Annotated in this window: 14 protein-coding genes and 1 pseudogene; 3 read left to right on the top strand and 12 right to left on the bottom strand. The window is 62.4% G+C overall.

Features of this window, described 5'->3' with window-relative positions; all coding sequences use genetic code 11:
• The 5 genes and pseudogenes from B7L71_RS06955 to B7L71_RS06935 form a co-directional block, all read right to left on the bottom strand.
• Window positions 1-716 (bottom strand): annotated as a pseudogene (locus B7L71_RS06955) (hypothetical protein); the annotation flags it as partial.
• Window positions 717-785: 69 nt separating this feature from the next.
• Entirely contained in the window at window positions 786-1196 is a 411-nt protein-coding gene (gene vapC, locus B7L71_RS06950) for a type II toxin-antitoxin system tRNA(fMet)-specific endonuclease VapC (RefSeq protein WP_081136943.1), read from the bottom strand.
• Window positions 1196-1426: a type II toxin-antitoxin system VapB family antitoxin gene (gene vapB / locus B7L71_RS06945; RefSeq protein WP_039177604.1), complete on the bottom strand. Its 231-nt coding sequence runs from the start codon at window positions 1424-1426 to the stop codon at window positions 1196-1198. The genes vapC and vapB overlap by 1 nt, the downstream gene beginning before the upstream one ends.
• A 219-nt stretch (window positions 1427-1645) precedes the next feature.
• Window positions 1646-3325 (bottom strand): 2-isopropylmalate synthase, encoded by a 1680-nt coding sequence (gene leuA, locus B7L71_RS06940; RefSeq protein WP_081136941.1) that lies wholly within the window; start codon window positions 3323-3325, stop codon window positions 1646-1648.
• Window positions 3326-3338: 13 nt separating this feature from the next.
• Window positions 3339-4220, bottom strand: coding sequence for an ion transporter (locus B7L71_RS06935; RefSeq protein WP_081136939.1), 882 nt, complete (start codon window positions 4218-4220; stop codon window positions 3339-3341).
• 159 nt (window positions 4221-4379) lie between these two features.
• Between B7L71_RS06935 and B7L71_RS06930 the strand changes: the two genes are divergently transcribed.
• Complete coding sequence (locus tag B7L71_RS06930; RefSeq protein ID WP_081136937.1) at window positions 4380-5222, top strand: DUF6694 family lipoprotein; 843 nt, start codon at window positions 4380-4382, stop codon at window positions 5220-5222.
• Window positions 5223-5253: 31 nt separating this feature from the next.
• Here B7L71_RS06930 and serB read toward each other — a convergent pair whose 3' ends face one another.
• The 4 genes from serB to pgi form a co-directional block, all read right to left on the bottom strand.
• On the bottom strand, window positions 5254-6198 hold the full coding sequence (serB, locus tag B7L71_RS06925; protein WP_081136936.1) for a phosphoserine phosphatase SerB: 945 nt from the start codon (window positions 6196-6198) through the stop codon (window positions 5254-5256).
• Between the two features lie 3 nt (window positions 6199-6201).
• Window positions 6202-8454 (bottom strand): DNA topoisomerase IV subunit A, encoded by a 2253-nt coding sequence (gene parC / locus B7L71_RS06920; RefSeq protein ID WP_081136934.1) that lies wholly within the window; start codon window positions 8452-8454, stop codon window positions 6202-6204.
• Window positions 8455-8460: 6 nt separating this feature from the next.
• A complete protein-coding gene (gene parE / locus B7L71_RS06915) occupies window positions 8461-10356 on the bottom strand; it encodes a DNA topoisomerase IV subunit B (RefSeq protein ID WP_016913415.1) in 1896 nt (631 codons plus the stop codon).
• Window positions 10357-10477: 121 nt separating this feature from the next.
• Window positions 10478-12187, bottom strand: a complete 1710-nt coding sequence (gene pgi / locus B7L71_RS06910; RefSeq protein ID WP_081136933.1) for a glucose-6-phosphate isomerase — start codon at window positions 12185-12187, stop codon at window positions 10478-10480.
• 114 nt (window positions 12188-12301) lie between these two features.
• Between pgi and cmoA the strand changes: the two genes are divergently transcribed.
• Window positions 12302-13045 carry a carboxy-S-adenosyl-L-methionine synthase CmoA gene (gene cmoA / locus B7L71_RS06905; RefSeq protein WP_039177622.1) on the top strand — a complete coding sequence of 248 codons (744 nt, stop codon included), beginning with the start codon at window positions 12302-12304 and terminating at the stop codon, window positions 13043-13045.
• Window position 13046: 1 nt separating this feature from the next.
• Window positions 13047-14057: a tRNA 5-methoxyuridine(34)/uridine 5-oxyacetic acid(34) synthase CmoB gene (cmoB, locus tag B7L71_RS06900; RefSeq protein ID WP_081136931.1), complete on the top strand. Its 1011-nt coding sequence runs from the start codon at window positions 13047-13049 to the stop codon at window positions 14055-14057.
• Window positions 14058-14064: 7 nt separating this feature from the next.
• Here the strand turns inward: cmoB and B7L71_RS06895 are convergent, their stop codons facing one another.
• The 3 genes from B7L71_RS06895 to B7L71_RS06885 form a co-directional block, all read right to left on the bottom strand.
• Window positions 14065-14739, bottom strand: coding sequence for a zinc metallopeptidase (locus B7L71_RS06895; RefSeq protein ID WP_016913411.1), 675 nt, complete (start codon window positions 14737-14739; stop codon window positions 14065-14067).
• Between the two features lie 158 nt (window positions 14740-14897).
• A complete protein-coding gene (locus tag B7L71_RS06890) occupies window positions 14898-15953 on the bottom strand; it encodes an App1 family protein (protein ID WP_446497392.1) in 1056 nt (351 codons plus the stop codon).
• A 242-nt stretch (window positions 15954-16195) separates the two neighbouring features.
• The coding region (locus B7L71_RS06885) for a substrate-binding domain-containing protein (protein WP_081136927.1) at window positions 16196-16784 on the bottom strand (589 nt) is incomplete at its 5' end.

The raw sequence follows: 16784 nt of genomic DNA, 5'->3' as shown, positions 1-16784 counted from the left end.
AGCACCTTGACCGTGCTGGCCATCACCAGCAGGTCCACCCCTGCCCACCCGAGATCGCTGGCACGCACGCCGTCACCGCTGCGCCACTGGCTCTCCAGTTGACGAATCCCACTGGTGAAAAAGTCGCCCACCCCGGTCACGACACGCTCGCCTTGCAGCCAATTCACCTGGCCTTCACGGTCGATGACGAACTGGTTCAACAGTGCGTGCCCCTCGGCATCGAGGAATGCAATGCCCATCAGCCCGCGCTGCTGGGCCGACCATTGCGCCGGGGCAGGCATCTCTTCATCGCTCCACCATCGGCTCAGCTGCTGATAGCGCTCACCCAGCCAGTGCTGCGCACGCAGCGTAGCGCTGTCGTGATGATGAAAATAGCTGACCGGCAGCACCGCATCGGCACCATAACGCACCAATACGTCTTGCCACTGGGGTGAGAGCCCGTACGCGAGCAGTACCTCCCGGGCGAGGTCGCCATGCTGCATGACAGCCAGCCAAGCGCTCATCCACAGCGCCTGATCGGAAGCATAGTGCAGCATCAGCGCGTTGATCTCAGGAGACTCTTGCTCAAGGGGCAATGAAGGCAGTGCCTTATGGGCTTCCAGCCGCACCAGCCGTGGCTCGAAGGGCTCGTGGGAGGCAGCCGAGGTCAATATTGCAGCTGCCAAGGCAATCAGCACGAAGACCCACCCAACCCGTGTTACCCATCCTCTGCACATTGACGGCTATCCTGCTGTTCTATGCTGGAATAATCGCTTTGACACTAGGTGGTCTCCCGCCATAGAGCGTCACTGCCCCGAGCCTACCCAATATTCTACACGCAAGCCCGGCACTGCTTTGAACTCGCGCATATTGTTGGTGACCAGTATCAGCCCTCGTGAGCGCGCGTGACCGGCGATCATTTGATCGTAAGGGCCTATGGGCTTGCCCACCTTGGCTTGTTCAGCGCGCAGCTGCCCTGTATGCGATGCCGCTGCCTCGTCGTACATCAACACGTCCAGCCTGGCTGCAAACCCTTCGATGGTGGCTAAATTACGTTCAGGGAAAGCAGATTTTTCTGCACCATACACCAACTCCATCAGTGTGACAGTACTGATGCACAGCTGCCCATGATGCTGTTTGAATGCCTCACGAACCTCTTGCGGACGGTTTTTAATCGTGAAAATGCAGATATTGGTATCGAGCATGAACTTGAGCATCAAAACAGGTCTCGTTCCTGTTCGGGGGGCTGCTCACGTGACGACATGAAGTCAGCGCTCACGCCTTCACCCTCAAACCAGCTATCCCAGGCCTCCCCGGCTGGCGATATAACCCGGGTACGACCAATGGCCACGATGTCGACTCGCTTTACACCTTCTGGCAGAGCCAACGCTTTGGGCAGTCGAACCGCCTGGCTTCGATTACTCTGAAAGACTGCGCCTTGTTCCATGATCAGACTCCTGTGCCAAGACCATCGGGAGATACCGTACATGGAACTCATGTTAGCCAACGCAATGGATATGTCAAAGGGATATACACCCTAATGAGCCTACCCAATCCTGTAGCTGGCGATGCACTTCCTCCATGGGCAGATATGCCTGCTCCATGCTGATCCCTGAGTCAGTGCATCTTGTAAACCGTGTTTACTCCAACGTTGCCGCCTAAACGTTTACTGTTGGGAACGAGCCGCATGATAACGATTGATGGCACTCAGCACGCCTTTCATGGAGGCGCTGGTGATGCTCTCGTCGCTGCCGACGCCAAACACGGCCTGGCCGTCGATACGGACTTCGACATAGGCAATGGCTTCCGCATCGGCGCCCTGGCCTCGGGAGTGCTCGTGGTAGTCGATGATCTCCACGTCGTGACCATGGGCGTGCAGCGCTTTGACGAAGGCCGCCAGCGGGCCTTTGCCCTGACCGCTCAGCAGATGGCGTTCGCCCTGCTGCTCCACGACGGCTTCCAGGGTGACCCGAGGGCTATCCGGCTCGGAGGCCAGGCGGTGGTTGACCAGCGCCAGCGGTGTCTGCTGCTCCAGGTACTCTTCCAGGAAGGCCTGATAGATCATCTGGGAAGTGATCTCGCGACCCGTACGGTCCGCCACTTCCTGCACCACCTGGCTGAATTCGATGGAGAGCCTGCGCGGTAGCTCGATGCCGTGCTCCTGCTCCAGCAGGTAGGAGATGCCGCCCTTGCCCGACTGGCTGTTGACGCGAATCACGGCTTCGTAGCTGCGCCCGACATCCACGGGGTCGATGGGCAGGTACGGCACGTCCCAGGGGGCTTCGGGGTTGGCGCGACGCTCGGCCATGCCCTTCTTGATGGCGTCCTGATGCGAACCGGAAAACGCCGTGAACACCAGGTCGCCCACGTAAGGATGGCGCGGATGAACCGGCAGCTGGTTGCAGTACTCCACTTCGCGCATGATGGGCGTGATATTGGAGAAATCGAGCTGGGGGTGTACGCCCTGGGTGTACATGTTCATGGCCAGCGTCACGATATCGACATTGCCGGTACGCTCGCCGTTACCGAACAGGGTGCCCTCGATTCGGTCGGCACCCGCCATCAGCGTCAACTCCGCCGCCGCCACGCCGGTGCCGCGGTCGTTGTGCGGGTGCACGCTGACGATCAATGTATCGCGCTTTTTCACATGGCGGCAGAACCACTCGATCTGGTCGGCGTAATTGTTGGGCGTGGCCACTTCGACCGTGGCCGGCAGGTTGACGATCATCCGGTTGTCCACGCTGGGGCCGAAGGTGTCCATCACGGCTTCGACGATCTCCACGGCGAAAGGCATTTCCGTGGTCGTGAACAGTTCCGGCGAATACTGGAAGGTCCACTGGGTCTCCGGGTTGGCGGCCATCAGGTCACGTATCTGCGCCGTGGCGTCCACGGCAATTTGCACGCACTCTGCCTTGTCGACGTTGAACACCACCCGTCGAAACATCGGGTCGGTGGCATTGTAGACGTGCACGATGGCGCGCTTGGCGCCCTTCAGCGCCTCGAAGGTGCGCTCGATCAGATGCGGCCGTGCCTGGGTCAGCACCTGGATGGTGACGTCGTCGGGAATCTTGTCCTGCTCGATCAACGAGCGCACGAAATCGAAATCGGTTTGCGACGCAGAAGGAAAGCCCACTTCGATCTCTTTGAAACCGATCTTCAGCAGCATGTCGAACAACCGCTGCTTGCGCTCCTGATCCATGGGGTCGATCAGCGACTGGTTGCCATCGCGCAGGTCGACGCTGCACCAGATGGGCGGCGTGTCGATACGCTGGCCGGGCCACTGACGGTCGGGCAGGTCCACCGCCACGAAAGGGCGATACTTTTTCGAAGGGTCCTTCATCATCATCGTGGCTCTCCTGTTATTCGTCGCGGTCAGGCTTTGCTTGGCCAGGCTGTGCTAGACCAGGCTTTGCTTGCGCGGCCGCCTGCAGGGCGGACTCCATGCGATCCAACTGGCTGCGCAGTGCGCGCACGTCGTCACGCAGGCCCTGTATCTCTGCAGCTTCGCCTTCTCCGCTTTCTAAATCAATCTGTGCGCTCTCTTTCTGCATCACGTCCAGCACGATACCGATCATCATATTCAGGAAAATGAACGCATTCAAAAAGATGAAGGTCAGAAAGTAGATCCAGGCGTAGGGGTACTGCTCCATGGTGGGATACAGCACCGCCGTGGCCCAGCTCTCGAAGGTGGCCACCTGGAACAGCGTCAGCATGGCCAGCGCAATGTTGCCCCACAGCTGCTCATCCACGGTATGGAAGATGAAGCTGCCCACCGCCGCGTAGATATAGAAGATGATGAACATCAGCAGCGCTACATAGCCCATCCGTGGAATGGACTTGATCAACGCCACCAGCAGCAGGCGCAGCTCGGGAATCATCGACACCAGACGCAGCACCCGGAAGATGCGCAGCAGGCGGGCCAGCAGTACCATCTCCGAGTCATCCATGGGGATGAGGCTGGCCGTGACGATCAGGAAGTCGAACACGTTCCAACCCTTTTTGAAGAAGTTGGTCAGATTGCGTTCGGCGGCCATGCGAATCAGCAGTTCCACCAGAAAGAAGATGGTGACGGCGATGTCCAGATAGATCAGCCACTGCTCGAACTGACTGATCTCATCATAGGTGCGGGCACCGATGGTCAGGGCAGACACCACGATGATGGCGATCACCACGGTCTCGAACAGCTTATTGCTGCGCAGCTTTTCAAAGCGCGCCTGCCAGGTAGTAAAGGATGCACTCATGGAACGGGGCTTCTCGGAAACGTTGAATCGGCACACTTTATACCAAAAAGAGCCGCCTTCCACCTGCTGGATACAGGGGAGTTTTGCAGCTCCGGCTAGTGGTCGATACCACTTTCGGGTAAGCTCCCTGTCGGTTTTTTGGCCTAACGAGGTACAACTATGCGGCGCCTGACAAGGCTATCGATACTGTCGCTGACGACCCTGCTGATAGCGGGCTGTGCTGACCCCAAAATTGATACGAGTTCGATGCCCGCAGCCGTGGTGTCCATCGAGAAAGTCCGCGATTCGCTGCCCACTTACAAGCGCGACGAGTTCGACCAGGCGCTAAAGATCATCGCCATGTCGTCTTTCAGCGGTATCAGCGTGCTGCAGCCCGGGCGCATGAACGCGGCTGAAATCGCCGAGTCGGCCAACGCCTACATGCACGGGCTCACCGGCGACCAGGTCATCGAGCGAGCCGACGAGATGCTGCGCCAGCGCCGTGCCCGAGAGCGTGACCAGGCCCTGCGCACCTTGAGCCGCCTGGAAGAAAAAGAGGCCAACGCCGAAGCCGCTCAGCAGCAGCTGGCGCAGGTGACTATCGACAGGGCGCGCTACTATCTTGCTTCCAGCCCATTCGGAGCGCTGGAGCCGGTCATTGAACTAGAGGTCAGCAACGACTCCGAGGAGAGCATTGCCGAGCTGCAGCTGCGCGGCGTACTGCGCAGCGCCAACCGCGACGTTGCCTGGGTAGACGAGACGTTCTACTACGTGATTTCCGACGGCCTGGCACCGGGTGAGCGCGCCACCTGGAGACTGGCGCCCAATCGTTTTGGCCCCTGGGGCAACGATCAGATACCCCGAGATGCTCAGCTCACCCTCACGCTGAAGGGCGTGAAGGATGCCCAGGGCCAACGGCTGTGGCACGCGCCGCCGCTGACGGAGGCCGAAACCGAACGGCTGGCAGCCCTGCGGGCCGAGTACGGTAGCCTGACGCCCAGCACCGAGAGCCCTTCGAGCTGAGCAGGGCGGCCAAACGCCGCCCCGTCAATCACTAGACAGGATCGATCAGCTCGGCCTGGGAATAGCCCAGCAGATAGAGCACGCCATCCAGCCCCGCCACGCCTAACGCCTGACGTGCCTCGGCACGCACCAGCGGCTTGGCGCGAAACGCTACGCCCACCCCGGCCTTGGCTAACATCTTCAGGTCGTTGGCCCCGTCACCTACCGCCACCGTCTGCGCCAGGTCGATACCTTCACGCTGGGCAATCTGCTCCAGCAGCAGCGCCTTGCGCTCGGCATCGACGATGGGCTCCTGGACTTCGCCTGTGACCTTGCCCTGCTGAATCACCAGCTCATTGGCGTGGATCTCATCGAAGCCAAGCCGCGCCTGCAGGCCACGGGCAAAATAGGTAAAGCCACCGGAAAGGATGGCAGTGCGGATCCCCTGATGGCGAAGATTGGCCATCAGCCGCTCGACACCGTCCATCAGCGGCAGCTCGGCCGCAATGCTGGCCAACACCGACTCATCCAGCCCCGCCAGCTTGCTCATCCGCTCCCGGAAGCTGGCCTGAAAGTCCAGCTCGCCGCGCATTGCCCGCTCGGTGACTTCAGCCACTTCGTCGCCCACCCCGTGGCGGCGCGCCAGCTCATCGATCACCTCGGCCTTGATCAGGGTGGAGTCCATATCGAAACAAACCAACCTGGGAGCCCCCAGGTGGCGCCGGTCAGGTTGCACCACCACGTCGGCCCCCAGCGTTTCCCCCAGCGCCAGCGCCGCCTGACGCAGCTCCCGCCACTCGGCGGGAGCGCCAGCCAAATGCAGCTCCAGGCAATCCAGCGGCGCGCCTTCTGCCACCTGGGCCAACGGCGTGCGCTGCTGCTCCTGCAGGCCGAACCGCGCCAGCAGTGCCGCCAGGGGCGGCTCCATGTCGGGTGTCCAGCGTGGTGCCAGTACACTCATCACCACATCGGCTACTGCTTCATCACCGCGTGCCATCGGTCACTCCCCTGCTTCTAGTCGTTCAACTTTTTGGAAACCGCGCGGCAACTTGCTGCCCCGACGCCCACGTTCACCTCGGTAATAAGCAAGGTCATCGGCCTTGAGCGTCAGTTTGCGCTTACCCGCATGAATGATCAGCTCCCCGCCTTCCGGCACAATGGCGATATCACGCAAGAACTCTTCGCGCCGCGCCGCCCGGGGGCCGGGGATATCGAGCATCTTGTTGCCCTTGCCCTTGGCCATCTCGGGCAACTGGTCCAGCGGGAAGAGCAGCAGCCGCCCTTCATTGGAAACCGACGCCACCCACAGCGATTCGCCGTCCGGCACCTCCACGGGCGCCATGACGCTGCAGCCCTTCGGCACGCTGAGTACCGCCTTGCCCGCCTTGTTCTTGCCGGTCAGCGCCTCCAGGGGCGCGACGAAGCCATAGCCACCATCGCTGGCCAGCAAAAAGCGGCGTGTGGGCGGCGCCAGCATCAAGCCCGCCATCTGGGCGCCCGCCGAGACATTGGCGCGGCCGGTGACCGGCTCGCCCTGCCCTCGGGCGCTGGGCAGGTTGTGCGCTGGCAGCGTGTAGGCACGGCCAGTATCGTCCAGCAGCACCAGCGGCTGATTGGTCTTGCCCCGGGCCGCCAGGCGGAAGCTGTCGCCCGCCTTGTACGATAGCCCTTCAGGGTCGATGTCATGGCCCTTGGCCGCACGGATCCAGCCCTTGTCGGACAGCACCACGGTAATCGGGTCGGCTCCCAGCAGCTCCACTTCCGAGAGCGCTTTCGCTTCGCTGCGCTCGACCAGCGGCGAACGGCGCGCATCGCCGTGCTCCTTGCCCGCCGCGCGAATCTCTTTTTCGATCAGCGTGGTGAGCTTGGCGTCGCTGCCCAGCAGGCCTTGCAGGGTCTTGCGCTCTTTCTCCAGCTCGTCCTGCTCGCCGCGAATCTTCATCTCTTCCAGCTTGGCCAGGTGGCGCAGGCGCAGCTCCAGAATCGCCTCGGCCTGCCGCTCGGAGAGGCCAAAAGCGCTCATCAGGGCAGGTTTGGGCTCGTCCTCTTCTCGGATGATACGAATCACTTCATCGATGTTCAGGTAAGCCGTCAGCAGGCCTTCCAGAATGTGCAGGCGATCTTCCACCTTGCCCAGCCGATGCTCCAGGCGACGGCGCACCGTGGCACGACGAAAGCGCAGCCACTCGCCCAGCATGTCATTTAGCGGCATGACCCGTGGCCGACCGTCCAGGCCAATCACGTTCATGTTCACCCGCACGTTCTTTTCGAGGTCCGTGGTGGCGAACAGGTGGGCCATCAGCGACTCCACGTCCACTCGGCTGGAACGCGGTTCGATCACCAGTCGGGTGGGCTCTTCATGGGTCGACTCGTCGCGCAGGTCGGCTACCATGGGCAGCTTCTTTGCCTGCATCTGCGCGGCGATCTGCTCCAGCACCTTGGCACCACTGACCTGGTAAGGCAGCGCGGTGATCACCACGTTGGCCTCTTCTCGCACGTAGCGAGCGCGCAGCTTCACCGAGCCACGGCCGCTTTCGTAGAGCTTTTGCAGGTCTGCTTTGAGGGTGATGATCTCGGCATCGGTGGGGAAATCCGGCGCGGGCACGAACGCCATCAGCTCGGCCGTGGTGGCCTTGGGGTTGCGCAGCAGGTGGCAGGTGGCATCGACCACTTCCGATACGTTGTGCGGCGGAATGTCCGTGGCCATGCCCACGGCAATGCCGGTGCCGCCATTGAGCAGCACATGGGGCAGACGAGCCGGCAGTACCACCGGCTCCTGCATGGTGCCATCGAAATTGGGCGCCCACTCCACGGTGCCCTGGCCCAGTTCGCTGAGCAGCACGTCGGCGAATTTGGAGAGCTTGGCCTCGGTGTAGCGCATCGCCGCGAAGGATTTGGGGTCGTCCGGGCTACCCCAGTTGCCCTGGCCATCCACCAGCGGGTAGCGGTAGCTGAACGGCTGGGCCATCAGCACCATGGCTTCGTAGCAGGCGCTGTCGCCGTGGGGGTGGAACTTGCCCAGCACGTCGCCCACGGTACGCGCCGACTTCTTGTACTTGGCGTTGGCGTGCAGCGCCAGTTCACGCATGGCATAAATGATGCGCCGCTGGACGGGCTTCATGCCGTCACCGATGTTGGGCAACGCGCGGTCGAGAATGACGTACATCGAGTAGTCGAGGTACGCTTTTTCGGTGTAGTCGCGCAGGGACAGACGCTCGACGTCGCCCTCCGCTACCTGAATATCCATGGTCATCGGAGGTTATACCTCAATGTCTGCGAGGTTGCCGTAATCTTCCAGCCACTTCTTGCGGTCGCTGGCACGTTTTTTCGCCAGCAGCATGTCCATCATCTCCAGCGTGCCGTCCCCCTCGCTCAGCGTGAGCTGCACCAGCCGACGGGTCTCCACGGCCATGGTGGTTTCACGCAGCTGTAGCGGGCTCATTTCGCCCAGCCCCTTGAAGCGCTGCACGTTGGGGGTGCCGCGCTTGCTGGCCAGCTGCTTGAGAATGGCGGCCTTTTCACTCTCGTCCAGGGCGTAGTGTACTTCCTTGCCCAGATCGATCCGGTAGAGCGGCGGCATGGCCACGAACACATGGCCTGCATCCACCAGGGCGGGGAAGTGCCTCACGAACAGGGCACACAGCAGCGTGGCGATGTGCAGGCCATCCGAATCGGCATCGGCCAGGATGCAGATCTTGTGGTAGCGCAGCTTTTCCAGGTCGGCACTGCCGGGGTCGGCGCCAATGGCCACCGCAATGTCGTGGACTTCCTGGGAGCCGTAGATATCGTGGGTCTCGACCTCCCAGGTATTCAGAATCTTGCCGCGCAGCGGCAGGATGGCCTGGGTTTCGCGGTTGCGCGCCTGCTTGGCACTGCCCCCGGCCGAGTCCCCTTCCACCAGGAACAGCTCGCTCTGGGCCGGGTCCTGGCCCGAACAGTCGGCCAGCTTGCCCGGCAGCGCGGGGCCCGAGGTGACCTTCTTGCGCGCCACTTTCTTCGATTTCCGCTGACGCTGCTGGGCAGCGCTGATCACCAGCTCGGCCAACTGCTCGGCCTGCTCCACGTGGTGGTTCAGCCACAGCGAGAACGCGTCTTTCACCACGCCGGACACGAATCCGGCGATGGTACGCGACGACAGCCGCTCCTTGGTCTGCCCGGCAAACTGAGGATCGAGCATCTTGACCGACAGCACGAAGGACGCGCGCTCCCACAGGTCTTCGGCGGTGAGTTTGATGCCCCTGGGCAGCAGGTTGCGGAATTCACAGAACTCCCTCAGGGCATCCAGCAACCCCGCCCGGAAACCGTTCACATGGGTGCCGCCCTGGGGCGTGGGGATCAGGTTGACGTAGCTCTCCAGCAGTGCTTCGCCACCTTCCGGCAGCCACTGAATCGCCCAGTCCACGCCATGCTCGTCATCATTGAAGTGGCCAACGAAAGGCTCCCTGGGGAGCACCTCGTAGCCATCGGTGGCTTCGGCCAGGTAGTCGCGCAGGCCATCGGCGTACGCCCACTCGGTTTTGGTGCCGTCCGGCTCCACCAGCGTGACCGCCAGCCCCGGGCACAGCACCGCCTTGGCCCGCAGCAGGTGCTTCAATCGTGAGAGCGCAAGTTTGGGGCTGTCGAAGTAGCTTTCGTCCGGCCAGAAGCGCACCAACGTTCCGGTGGCACGTTTGGCGGCCTTGCCGATCTCCTTGAGCTCTTCGACCTTTTCGCCGTGTTCGAAGGCAATGGCGTGGCGCGCGCCGTCACGGGTGACCTCGACCTCCAGCCGCCGCGACAGCGCATTGACCACCGACACGCCCACGCCGTGCAAGCCGCCGGAAAAGCGATAGCTCGACGAGGAGAACTTGCCCCCCGCGTGGAGCTTGGTCAGAATCAGCTCGACCCCTGAGACGCCGTGCTCGGGATGCAGGTCGATGGGCATGCCGCGCCCGTTGTCCTGCACTTCGATGGCGCCATCGCCGTGCAGCACGACGCTGATGGCCGTGGCATGCCCAGCCAGCGCTTCATCGACACTGTTGTCGATGACCTCCTGGGCCAGGTGATTGGGCCGCGAGGTATCGGTATACATTCCAGGGCGCTTGCGCACCGGCTCAAGCCCGGAGAGAACCTCGATGGAACTCGCGCCGTACTGAGAAGCATCAAACTGGGTCATGTAACGTCAGTTCCTAAAAATACGTACTGTCGGCGGCGTGCGCCGCCGACAAAAGGGCACAGGATAGCGGAAAAGCAAAAAGCTGTATATCCAGCCATGAAAAACGGGCGCCACGCATCCCTTAGCCGCGCGGCGTCTGCTCCGCCGCCCAGAACGCTTCGATCAGCCCACGGCTGGAAGCGTCCAAACGCGCCAGCTCGCCTTCGCCTTCGATGATGGCCTGGGTGTCGGTGGCAATCTGCTTGCCCAGCTCGACACCCCACTGGTCGAAAGGATTGATGTCCCAGATCACCGCCTGCACGAACACCTTGTGCTCGTAGAGCGCAATCAGCGCCCCCAGGGTGGCGGGCGTGAGTTTGTCCAGCAGCACCGTGGTCGAGGGCTGATTACCGCGATAGCGTTTGTGTTCGGGGCGCGGGCCGTCCTCCTCCAGCGCATCGTCCCCCAGCATCAGCACCCGCGACTGGGCGAAGCAGTTGGCCAGCGCCAGCCGATGCTGGGCCTTCAGGTGGCGGCGAGTGTCCGGGTCTTCGATCTCGTCGTAGCGTTTGAGCGGGGCAATGAAGTCGCAGACCACCGGCTGGGTGCCCTGGTGCAGCAACTGATAGAACGCATGCTGAGCATTGGGACCCAACTGCCCCCAAAGCACCGGGCAGGTAGAGTAACTCACCGCCTGGCCCTGGCGGGTCACGGATTTACCGTTGGACTCCATTTCCAGCTGTTCCAGATAGGCGGCAAAATATTCCAGACGCCCGTCATAGGGCAGAATCGAATGGGCACGAATATCCAGAAAGTTCACGTTCCAGATACCCGCCAGGCCCAGCAGCACGGGCAGGTTGTCGGCCATGGGCGCCGTCTTGAAGTGGGTATCCATGGCGTGCGCGCCCGACAGCAGCGCACGAAAGTTCTCCATGCCGATCACCAGGGCAATCGGCAGGCCAATGGTGCCCCAGAGCGAATAGCGCCCCCCCACCCACTCCCAGAACATCAGCTGGTGGTCCGGGGTGATGCCCCACTCGCTCATTTTTTCCGGGCTTGCCGAGACACCAATGAAGTGCTGACGCACGACCAGTTCGGCACTGATGGTGTGCGCCTGAGGGGCTTCGCCAGCTTCCGCATGCCGGGACAGCCGTCCCAGCAGCCAGTCACGGGCGGTGTTGGCGTTGGACAGCGTATCGATGGTGGTGAACGACTTCGAAGAGAGCACGAACAGCGTCGTTTCCGGGTTGAAACGCGTCAGGTAGTCGGCCAGCTGCGAGCCATCCATGGTCGAGGCAAAGTGCACCTCGACGGGGTGAATATCGCTGGGGCGATAATCGGCCAGCGCGTGGGTCACCATCAGCGGGCCCAAATCCGAGCCGCCTACCCCCAGGTTCACCACGTGACGAATCGGCTTGCCGGTGGCACCGCGCCACTGGCCTGCGTGCAGGCGCTGCACCAGGCGCTCCATCTGCGCCAGGCTGTCGTGCACGGCCCCGACGATGTCTTCACCCTCCACCTCCAGCTGGGCATCGGCGGGCAAGCGCAAGGCGGTGTGCAGCGCCGGGCGGTTTTCGCTGACGTTGACCCGCTTGCCGCTCAACAGCGCTTCGATGGCCCCCGGCACGCCCGCCTCTTCCGCCAGACCCAGCAAATGCTCCAGGGTGTCGTCATCCCAACGCTGTTTGGAGAGGTCCAGCGTCAGCCCCGCCACGTGACGGGTGAAGTGTGACCAGCGCTCGGGGTCGTCACCAAACAGGTTCTTCAGATGGATGTGACGAATCGCCTGGGCATGCTGGGTAAGCGTTTGCCAAGCGGGTAGCGTATCGGGAGTTGCCTTTGCTGAAGCCATGTGCCCTCTCCTGTGGCGTCGTTCCGTGAGGCAGGAATCTGTGATCGACGGGCCTGTTCTGGATTAACAAGGGCGCGTAAACTAGCGAGCCTCATTAACCAGCCTGGCTTGCCCATGAGTGATGCATCTTACCGCGACGCTATCTTTTCAACACCCCTGGATAAGGTGGCAAGGTTCTCTTTTGATGAACAGGTCGTCGCCTGCTTTCCCGACATGATCCGCCGCTCGGTGCCCGGCTATGGCCAGATCCTGGGCATGCTGAGCCTGATCGCCCAGCGCCATTTGCGCCACGGCGCCCATGTCTACGACCTGGGCTGCTCGCTGGGGGCCTCGGGCCTGGCGCTGGCCGGGGCCATGCCCGCCGACGCTTTCCGCTATACCGGCATCGACCTCTCGCCTGCCATGGTCGAGCGTGCTCGCCAGACCTTTCTCGACGAGAGCCCCGACCACGCCATGCAGGTGGAAGAAGCCGACATCCGCACCTACGCGTACGCGCCCTCGGGGATGATCATTCTCAACTTCACGCTGCAGTTTCTGCCTCCCGCCGACCGAGATGCCCTGCTCAAGCGGCTGTACGCTGCCCTGGAGCCCGGCGGCGTGCTGATTCTCTCGGAAAAGACCATCGACGCCGATGAGCGCGACAATGCCTGGCGAGTAGAGCGCTACCACGACTTCAAGCGCGCCAACGGCTACAGCGACATGGAAATCAGCCAGAAACGCACGGCGCTGGAGAATGTGCTGATTCCCGACACCCTGGATGCCTTGCACGAGCGGTTGTCGCAGGCGGGCTTTCCGCGCTCGATGACCTGGTTTCAGTACCTGAACTTCACCTCGCTGATCGCGTTCAAGGAGGGCTGACGTGGCGCTGCTTCCCGACGATCATCGCGTGTTGTATCAAGCGTTTCTGGATCAGGCCGCACAGGACGCCTCGCTGACGCCGTGGCTGGCCAAGCTGCCCGAGCAGCTGGCCAGCGGGCTAGACCGCCAGCGCCACGGCGACCTTTCCGCCTGGGAAAAGGCCGTGGCCAAGCTGCCCCCGCTGCCCGAAGAGCGCCACGTCGACCTCAACAGCGACACGCTGACGGTAGAGCTGGCACTAACCGAGAGCCAGCAACGCCAGTGTTTCAACCTGCTGCGCAAGCTGGCCCCCTGGCGCAAGGGGCCGTTTTGCCTGGGCGGTATTGATATCGACACCGAGTGGCGCTCCGACTGGAAATGGCAGCGTGTCGCGCCGCACCTTGCCCCGCTCAAGTATCGCAAAGTGCTGGATGTCGGCGGCGGCAGCGGCTACCACGCCTGGCGCATGGCAGGCGCAGGCGCCGCCTTCGTGCTGGTGATCGACCCCTCCCCGCGCTTCTACTGGCAGTTTCAGGCCGTGCGCCACTTCGTGGGTGACGCCGATGAAGGCCGCACGCACTTCCTGCCCGTGGGTATCGAGGACGTACCGGAAAACCTGGGCTTTTTCGATACGGTGTTCTCCATGGGTGTGCTCTACCATCGCCCTTCCCCCCTGGAGCACCTGCAACAGCTCAAGGGCGCGCTGGCCCCCGGCGGCGAGCTGGTGCTGGAAACCCTGGTAGTGGAAGGCGACGAGCAGACCGTGTTCGTGCCCGGCGAGCGCTACGCCGCCATGCCCAACGTCTACTTCCTGCCCTCATCCCGCGCCCTGTGCCACTGGCTTGAGCGCTGTGGCTTCACCAACGTGCGCGTAGTGGATGAAGCCGTCACCACGCTGGACGAGCAGCGCTCCACCGAGTGGATGACCTATCAGTCACTGGCCGACTTTTTGGACCCCCACGACCGCACCCGCACCATAGAAGGCTACCCCGCCCCTCGCCGCGCAGTGATTCTGGCGAACAGGCCGGCGTAAGCCAGGCTCAGCGCCGCAAAATCACCAGCCAGCGCCCCAGGTTCATGACGCTGGCCAGTGAGGCGGCGACGTAGGTGAAGGCGCAAGCGGTCAGTACGTGGCGGGCACCGGGCATGTCGTAGGGGGGCACGTAGTCTTTCAGCAGCGGCAGGGCCCGGTTGAAGCTGGCATCGAACTCGACCGGTAGCGTGACCAGATGCACCAGTGCCGCAGTGCCAAAACTGATCACGGCCATGGCCACCACCGCTGCCAGGCCGCCGGGCAAGCGGGTCAGCAGGAACAGGAAAGGCGCTAGCATCATCAGCACCGCCCCCAGCTTTTCCGCTCTTTGTGCCAGCTGTACCAGGCGGCTACGGGCCAGCAGCGGCGCATAGCCTTCATGGTGCTGCAGGGCATGGCCCACTTCGTGAGCCGCCACGGTGACGGCGGTGAGCGAGCGGCCGTCGTAGTGGTCTGGCGTCAAGCGCACACAGCGGGCTTCCGGGTCGTAGTGGTCGCCATGCTCGGTACGCTCTACCTTGACCCCTTCTACGCCCAGGCGGCGCAACAGGTGCTCGGCCAGTTCGGCCCCGGTGCCCGGGTAGTCGTCGCGGCCACGGGTGTGACGCTTCAGCACCCATTTCGCCCAGACGTTGGGCAGTACGAAGATTGCCAGCATGATGGCAATGACCAGAATCCACATAACTCCACCGCTGCGTTCACAGGTAATTCAGAGAGGCTTCGACAAGCCGTGGGGGCACCGACGGCGGCAAAGCAAGCTGCTCGCGACGGCCAGTGCCTACGTAAAATGACCCGCAAGCGGGCCATTAGTTTTACCATGATACGCGCGGGGGCGCAGCGTCAGTCGGGGTCGTTGTGATGTGCGGCGACATCACGCTTGACGGCCTGCAGCCCGCGGGCAGAGATATCGCCCTGCCCGTGGGCATGTTCGGCCATCAGCACGCTGTCAGCGGCCAAGACCAGTTCGCACTGAGTGTGCGCCAACTGCTCACGCAGGCGTTGAATGGCGTCTTCTCGTTTGGGGTCACTGTCCACCCGTCGGATGTAGATCGCCTTGATGCGCTCCGGGTAGGCTTTGACGACCTCGGTATACACTTCCGGGTCGTGCTGGCCGCTGTCGCCGATCAGGATGCAGGGCATGTCCTGATAGAGCGCCAGCATGCGGTCGATCAGGTCGCGCTTGTGGGCTTCTGCCCGGCGCGGCCAGGGCTTGCGCCAGGAGATACCCCATTCGCGCAGAAACAGGATCGGCCCCACCGGAATACGGTTGAGCTGAAAGAAGGCTTCGAGCATTTCATAGATGGCCCAGGGGCCACGGGACACATACAAAATGGGACGCTCTGCCTTTTCGGTCTGGCCACGGTAGAGCGCCTGGTACAGCGATGCCACGCCGGGAAACGCAGTGCGTCGATGGGGTTTGCGCACGAATAGTCGATAGAGCATCTTCAGCTTTTCGGCCACACCGGTGAACATCACGGTGTCGTCGATATCACTGATCACCAGCAGGTCGGCCTCGGGGGGCGGCACGTAGACTTCCACACTGGTGCGCACCGTAGGCTGGCCGCTGGCACGGACGACGATATCGGCACTGTGCCAGGAAACGTCCACTGGCAGCGTCGAGGTGATGGGCAAATGGGCGTCGAAATAACCGTCGCGGTCGGTGGTCAGCGTCAGCTGATTTTCGCCCACGCGGATCTCTACCTGGGCATCGGCCAGGCCACGGCGAAAGATGCGCCGAGCCACGTCGGCCGTGTCACGCAATATGCCGCGCCGCGGGATGGCACGCCCAAGGGCCGCCTGTCGAAACACGCGGCCCATGACGAAAATTTCCTGTTGAGAGCCGTAGCCACGATAAGGGTGCACCATCATGCCACCCCGGCCACGATCCTTTTTCATGGGTTTGGCAACGACATGGGCAAGCCTTTTGGCAAAGCTTGCCCACTGGTGATACCACGCCATTAAGCGTGCTGACCCGAGTGACGCCCTTCCTGCAGCTCTTCCAGCAGCTTGGCGTTGAAGGCATCCTTTGCCAGAATAGCAACACGTTTACTATTTAGCGCTTGATTCATCATGCTCTCCATTTCGTGATGAGTAGTCGTGTACAGCACCTAACCAGTGTGGCGCATCTTATACCATCGTCAAGCATTGTATAAAACGCGACCCAGCTGGCTGATGTCGTAACCTTTCAGCGCCTCGGCCCGCTGATGAAAGCGCGGCTGCCGGGCAAAGGCCATCAGCGCTTGCATGGTGGGCTCGAAAGCGCTGCGTCGATGCAGGACCAGATCGAACGACTCCTCCACCAAGGGAATGAAATGAAGCTGCTGGCGATGCGCCGCCGCCTCCATGCCCACCCCGACATCCGCCTCTCCCTGAGCAATGGCCAGGCCGAGATCCTCCTCGCTGAGCGCCATGTGGTCGGCCCAGCGCAGCGCGTCAGACGCGATGGACGCTTGCGTCAACAAGCCTCGCAGCAAATGCGCAGCCCCGGCATCGGGCTGGCGATGAGCACACACCACGTCTGGGCGGGCAAGATCCTTGATCGTCTTCAGGCCCAGCGGGTTGCCCGGCGCTACTATCAGACCCTGACGGCGCTTGGCCCAGTGCAGCACCACCAGATCCTTGACCCCACCCAACCCCAGCAAGGTCGGTTCGTTGTAGCGGCCGCTGTCAGGGTCCCGCAAGTGGATACCCGCCACCATGGCCTTGCCTTCGAGCAAGCGCCGAATG

Source organism: Halomonas sp. BC2 (assembly GCF_002078115.1).
GTDB classification, from domain to species: Bacteria; Pseudomonadota; Gammaproteobacteria; order Pseudomonadales; family Halomonadaceae; genus Vreelandella; species Vreelandella stevensii.
This window is presented reverse-complemented; position numbering and strand designations above follow the sequence as displayed.

Excerpts from the sequence above, each read along its gene's own strand:
- parE (WP_016913415.1), bottom strand. The coding sequence starts at position 10,356 with ATGACCCAGTTTGATGCTTCTCAGTACGGCGCGAGTTCCATCGAGGTT.
- B7L71_RS06895 (WP_016913411.1), bottom strand. The coding sequence starts at position 14,739 with ATGTGGATTCTGGTCATTGCCATCATGCTGGCAATCTTCGTACTGCCC.
- vapB (WP_039177604.1), bottom strand. The coding sequence starts at position 1,426 with ATGGAACAAGGCGCAGTCTTTCAGAGTAATCGAAGCCAGGCGGTTCGA.
- B7L71_RS06935 (WP_081136939.1), bottom strand. The coding sequence starts at position 4,220 with ATGAGTGCATCCTTTACTACCTGGCAGGCGCGCTTTGAAAAGCTGCGC.
- vapC (WP_081136943.1), bottom strand. The coding sequence starts at position 1,196 with ATGCTCAAGTTCATGCTCGATACCAATATCTGCATTTTCACGATTAAA.
- cmoA (WP_039177622.1), top strand. The coding sequence starts at position 12,302 with ATGAGTGATGCATCTTACCGCGACGCTATCTTTTCAACACCCCTGGAT.
- serB (WP_081136936.1), bottom strand. The coding sequence starts at position 6,198 with ATGGCACGCGGTGATGAAGCAGTAGCCGATGTGGTGATGAGTGTACTG.
- leuA (WP_081136941.1), bottom strand. The coding sequence starts at position 3,325 with ATGATGATGAAGGACCCTTCGAAAAAGTATCGCCCTTTCGTGGCGGTG.
- pgi (WP_081136933.1), bottom strand. The coding sequence starts at position 12,187 with ATGGCTTCAGCAAAGGCAACTCCCGATACGCTACCCGCTTGGCAAACG.
- B7L71_RS06930 (WP_081136937.1), top strand. The coding sequence starts at position 4,380 with ATGCGGCGCCTGACAAGGCTATCGATACTGTCGCTGACGACCCTGCTG.
- parC (WP_081136934.1), bottom strand. The coding sequence starts at position 8,454 with ATGACCATGGATATTCAGGTAGCGGAGGGCGACGTCGAGCGTCTGTCC.
- B7L71_RS06890 (WP_446497392.1), bottom strand. The coding sequence starts at position 15,953 with ATGAAAAAGGATCGTGGCCGGGGTGGCATGATGGTGCACCCTTATCGT.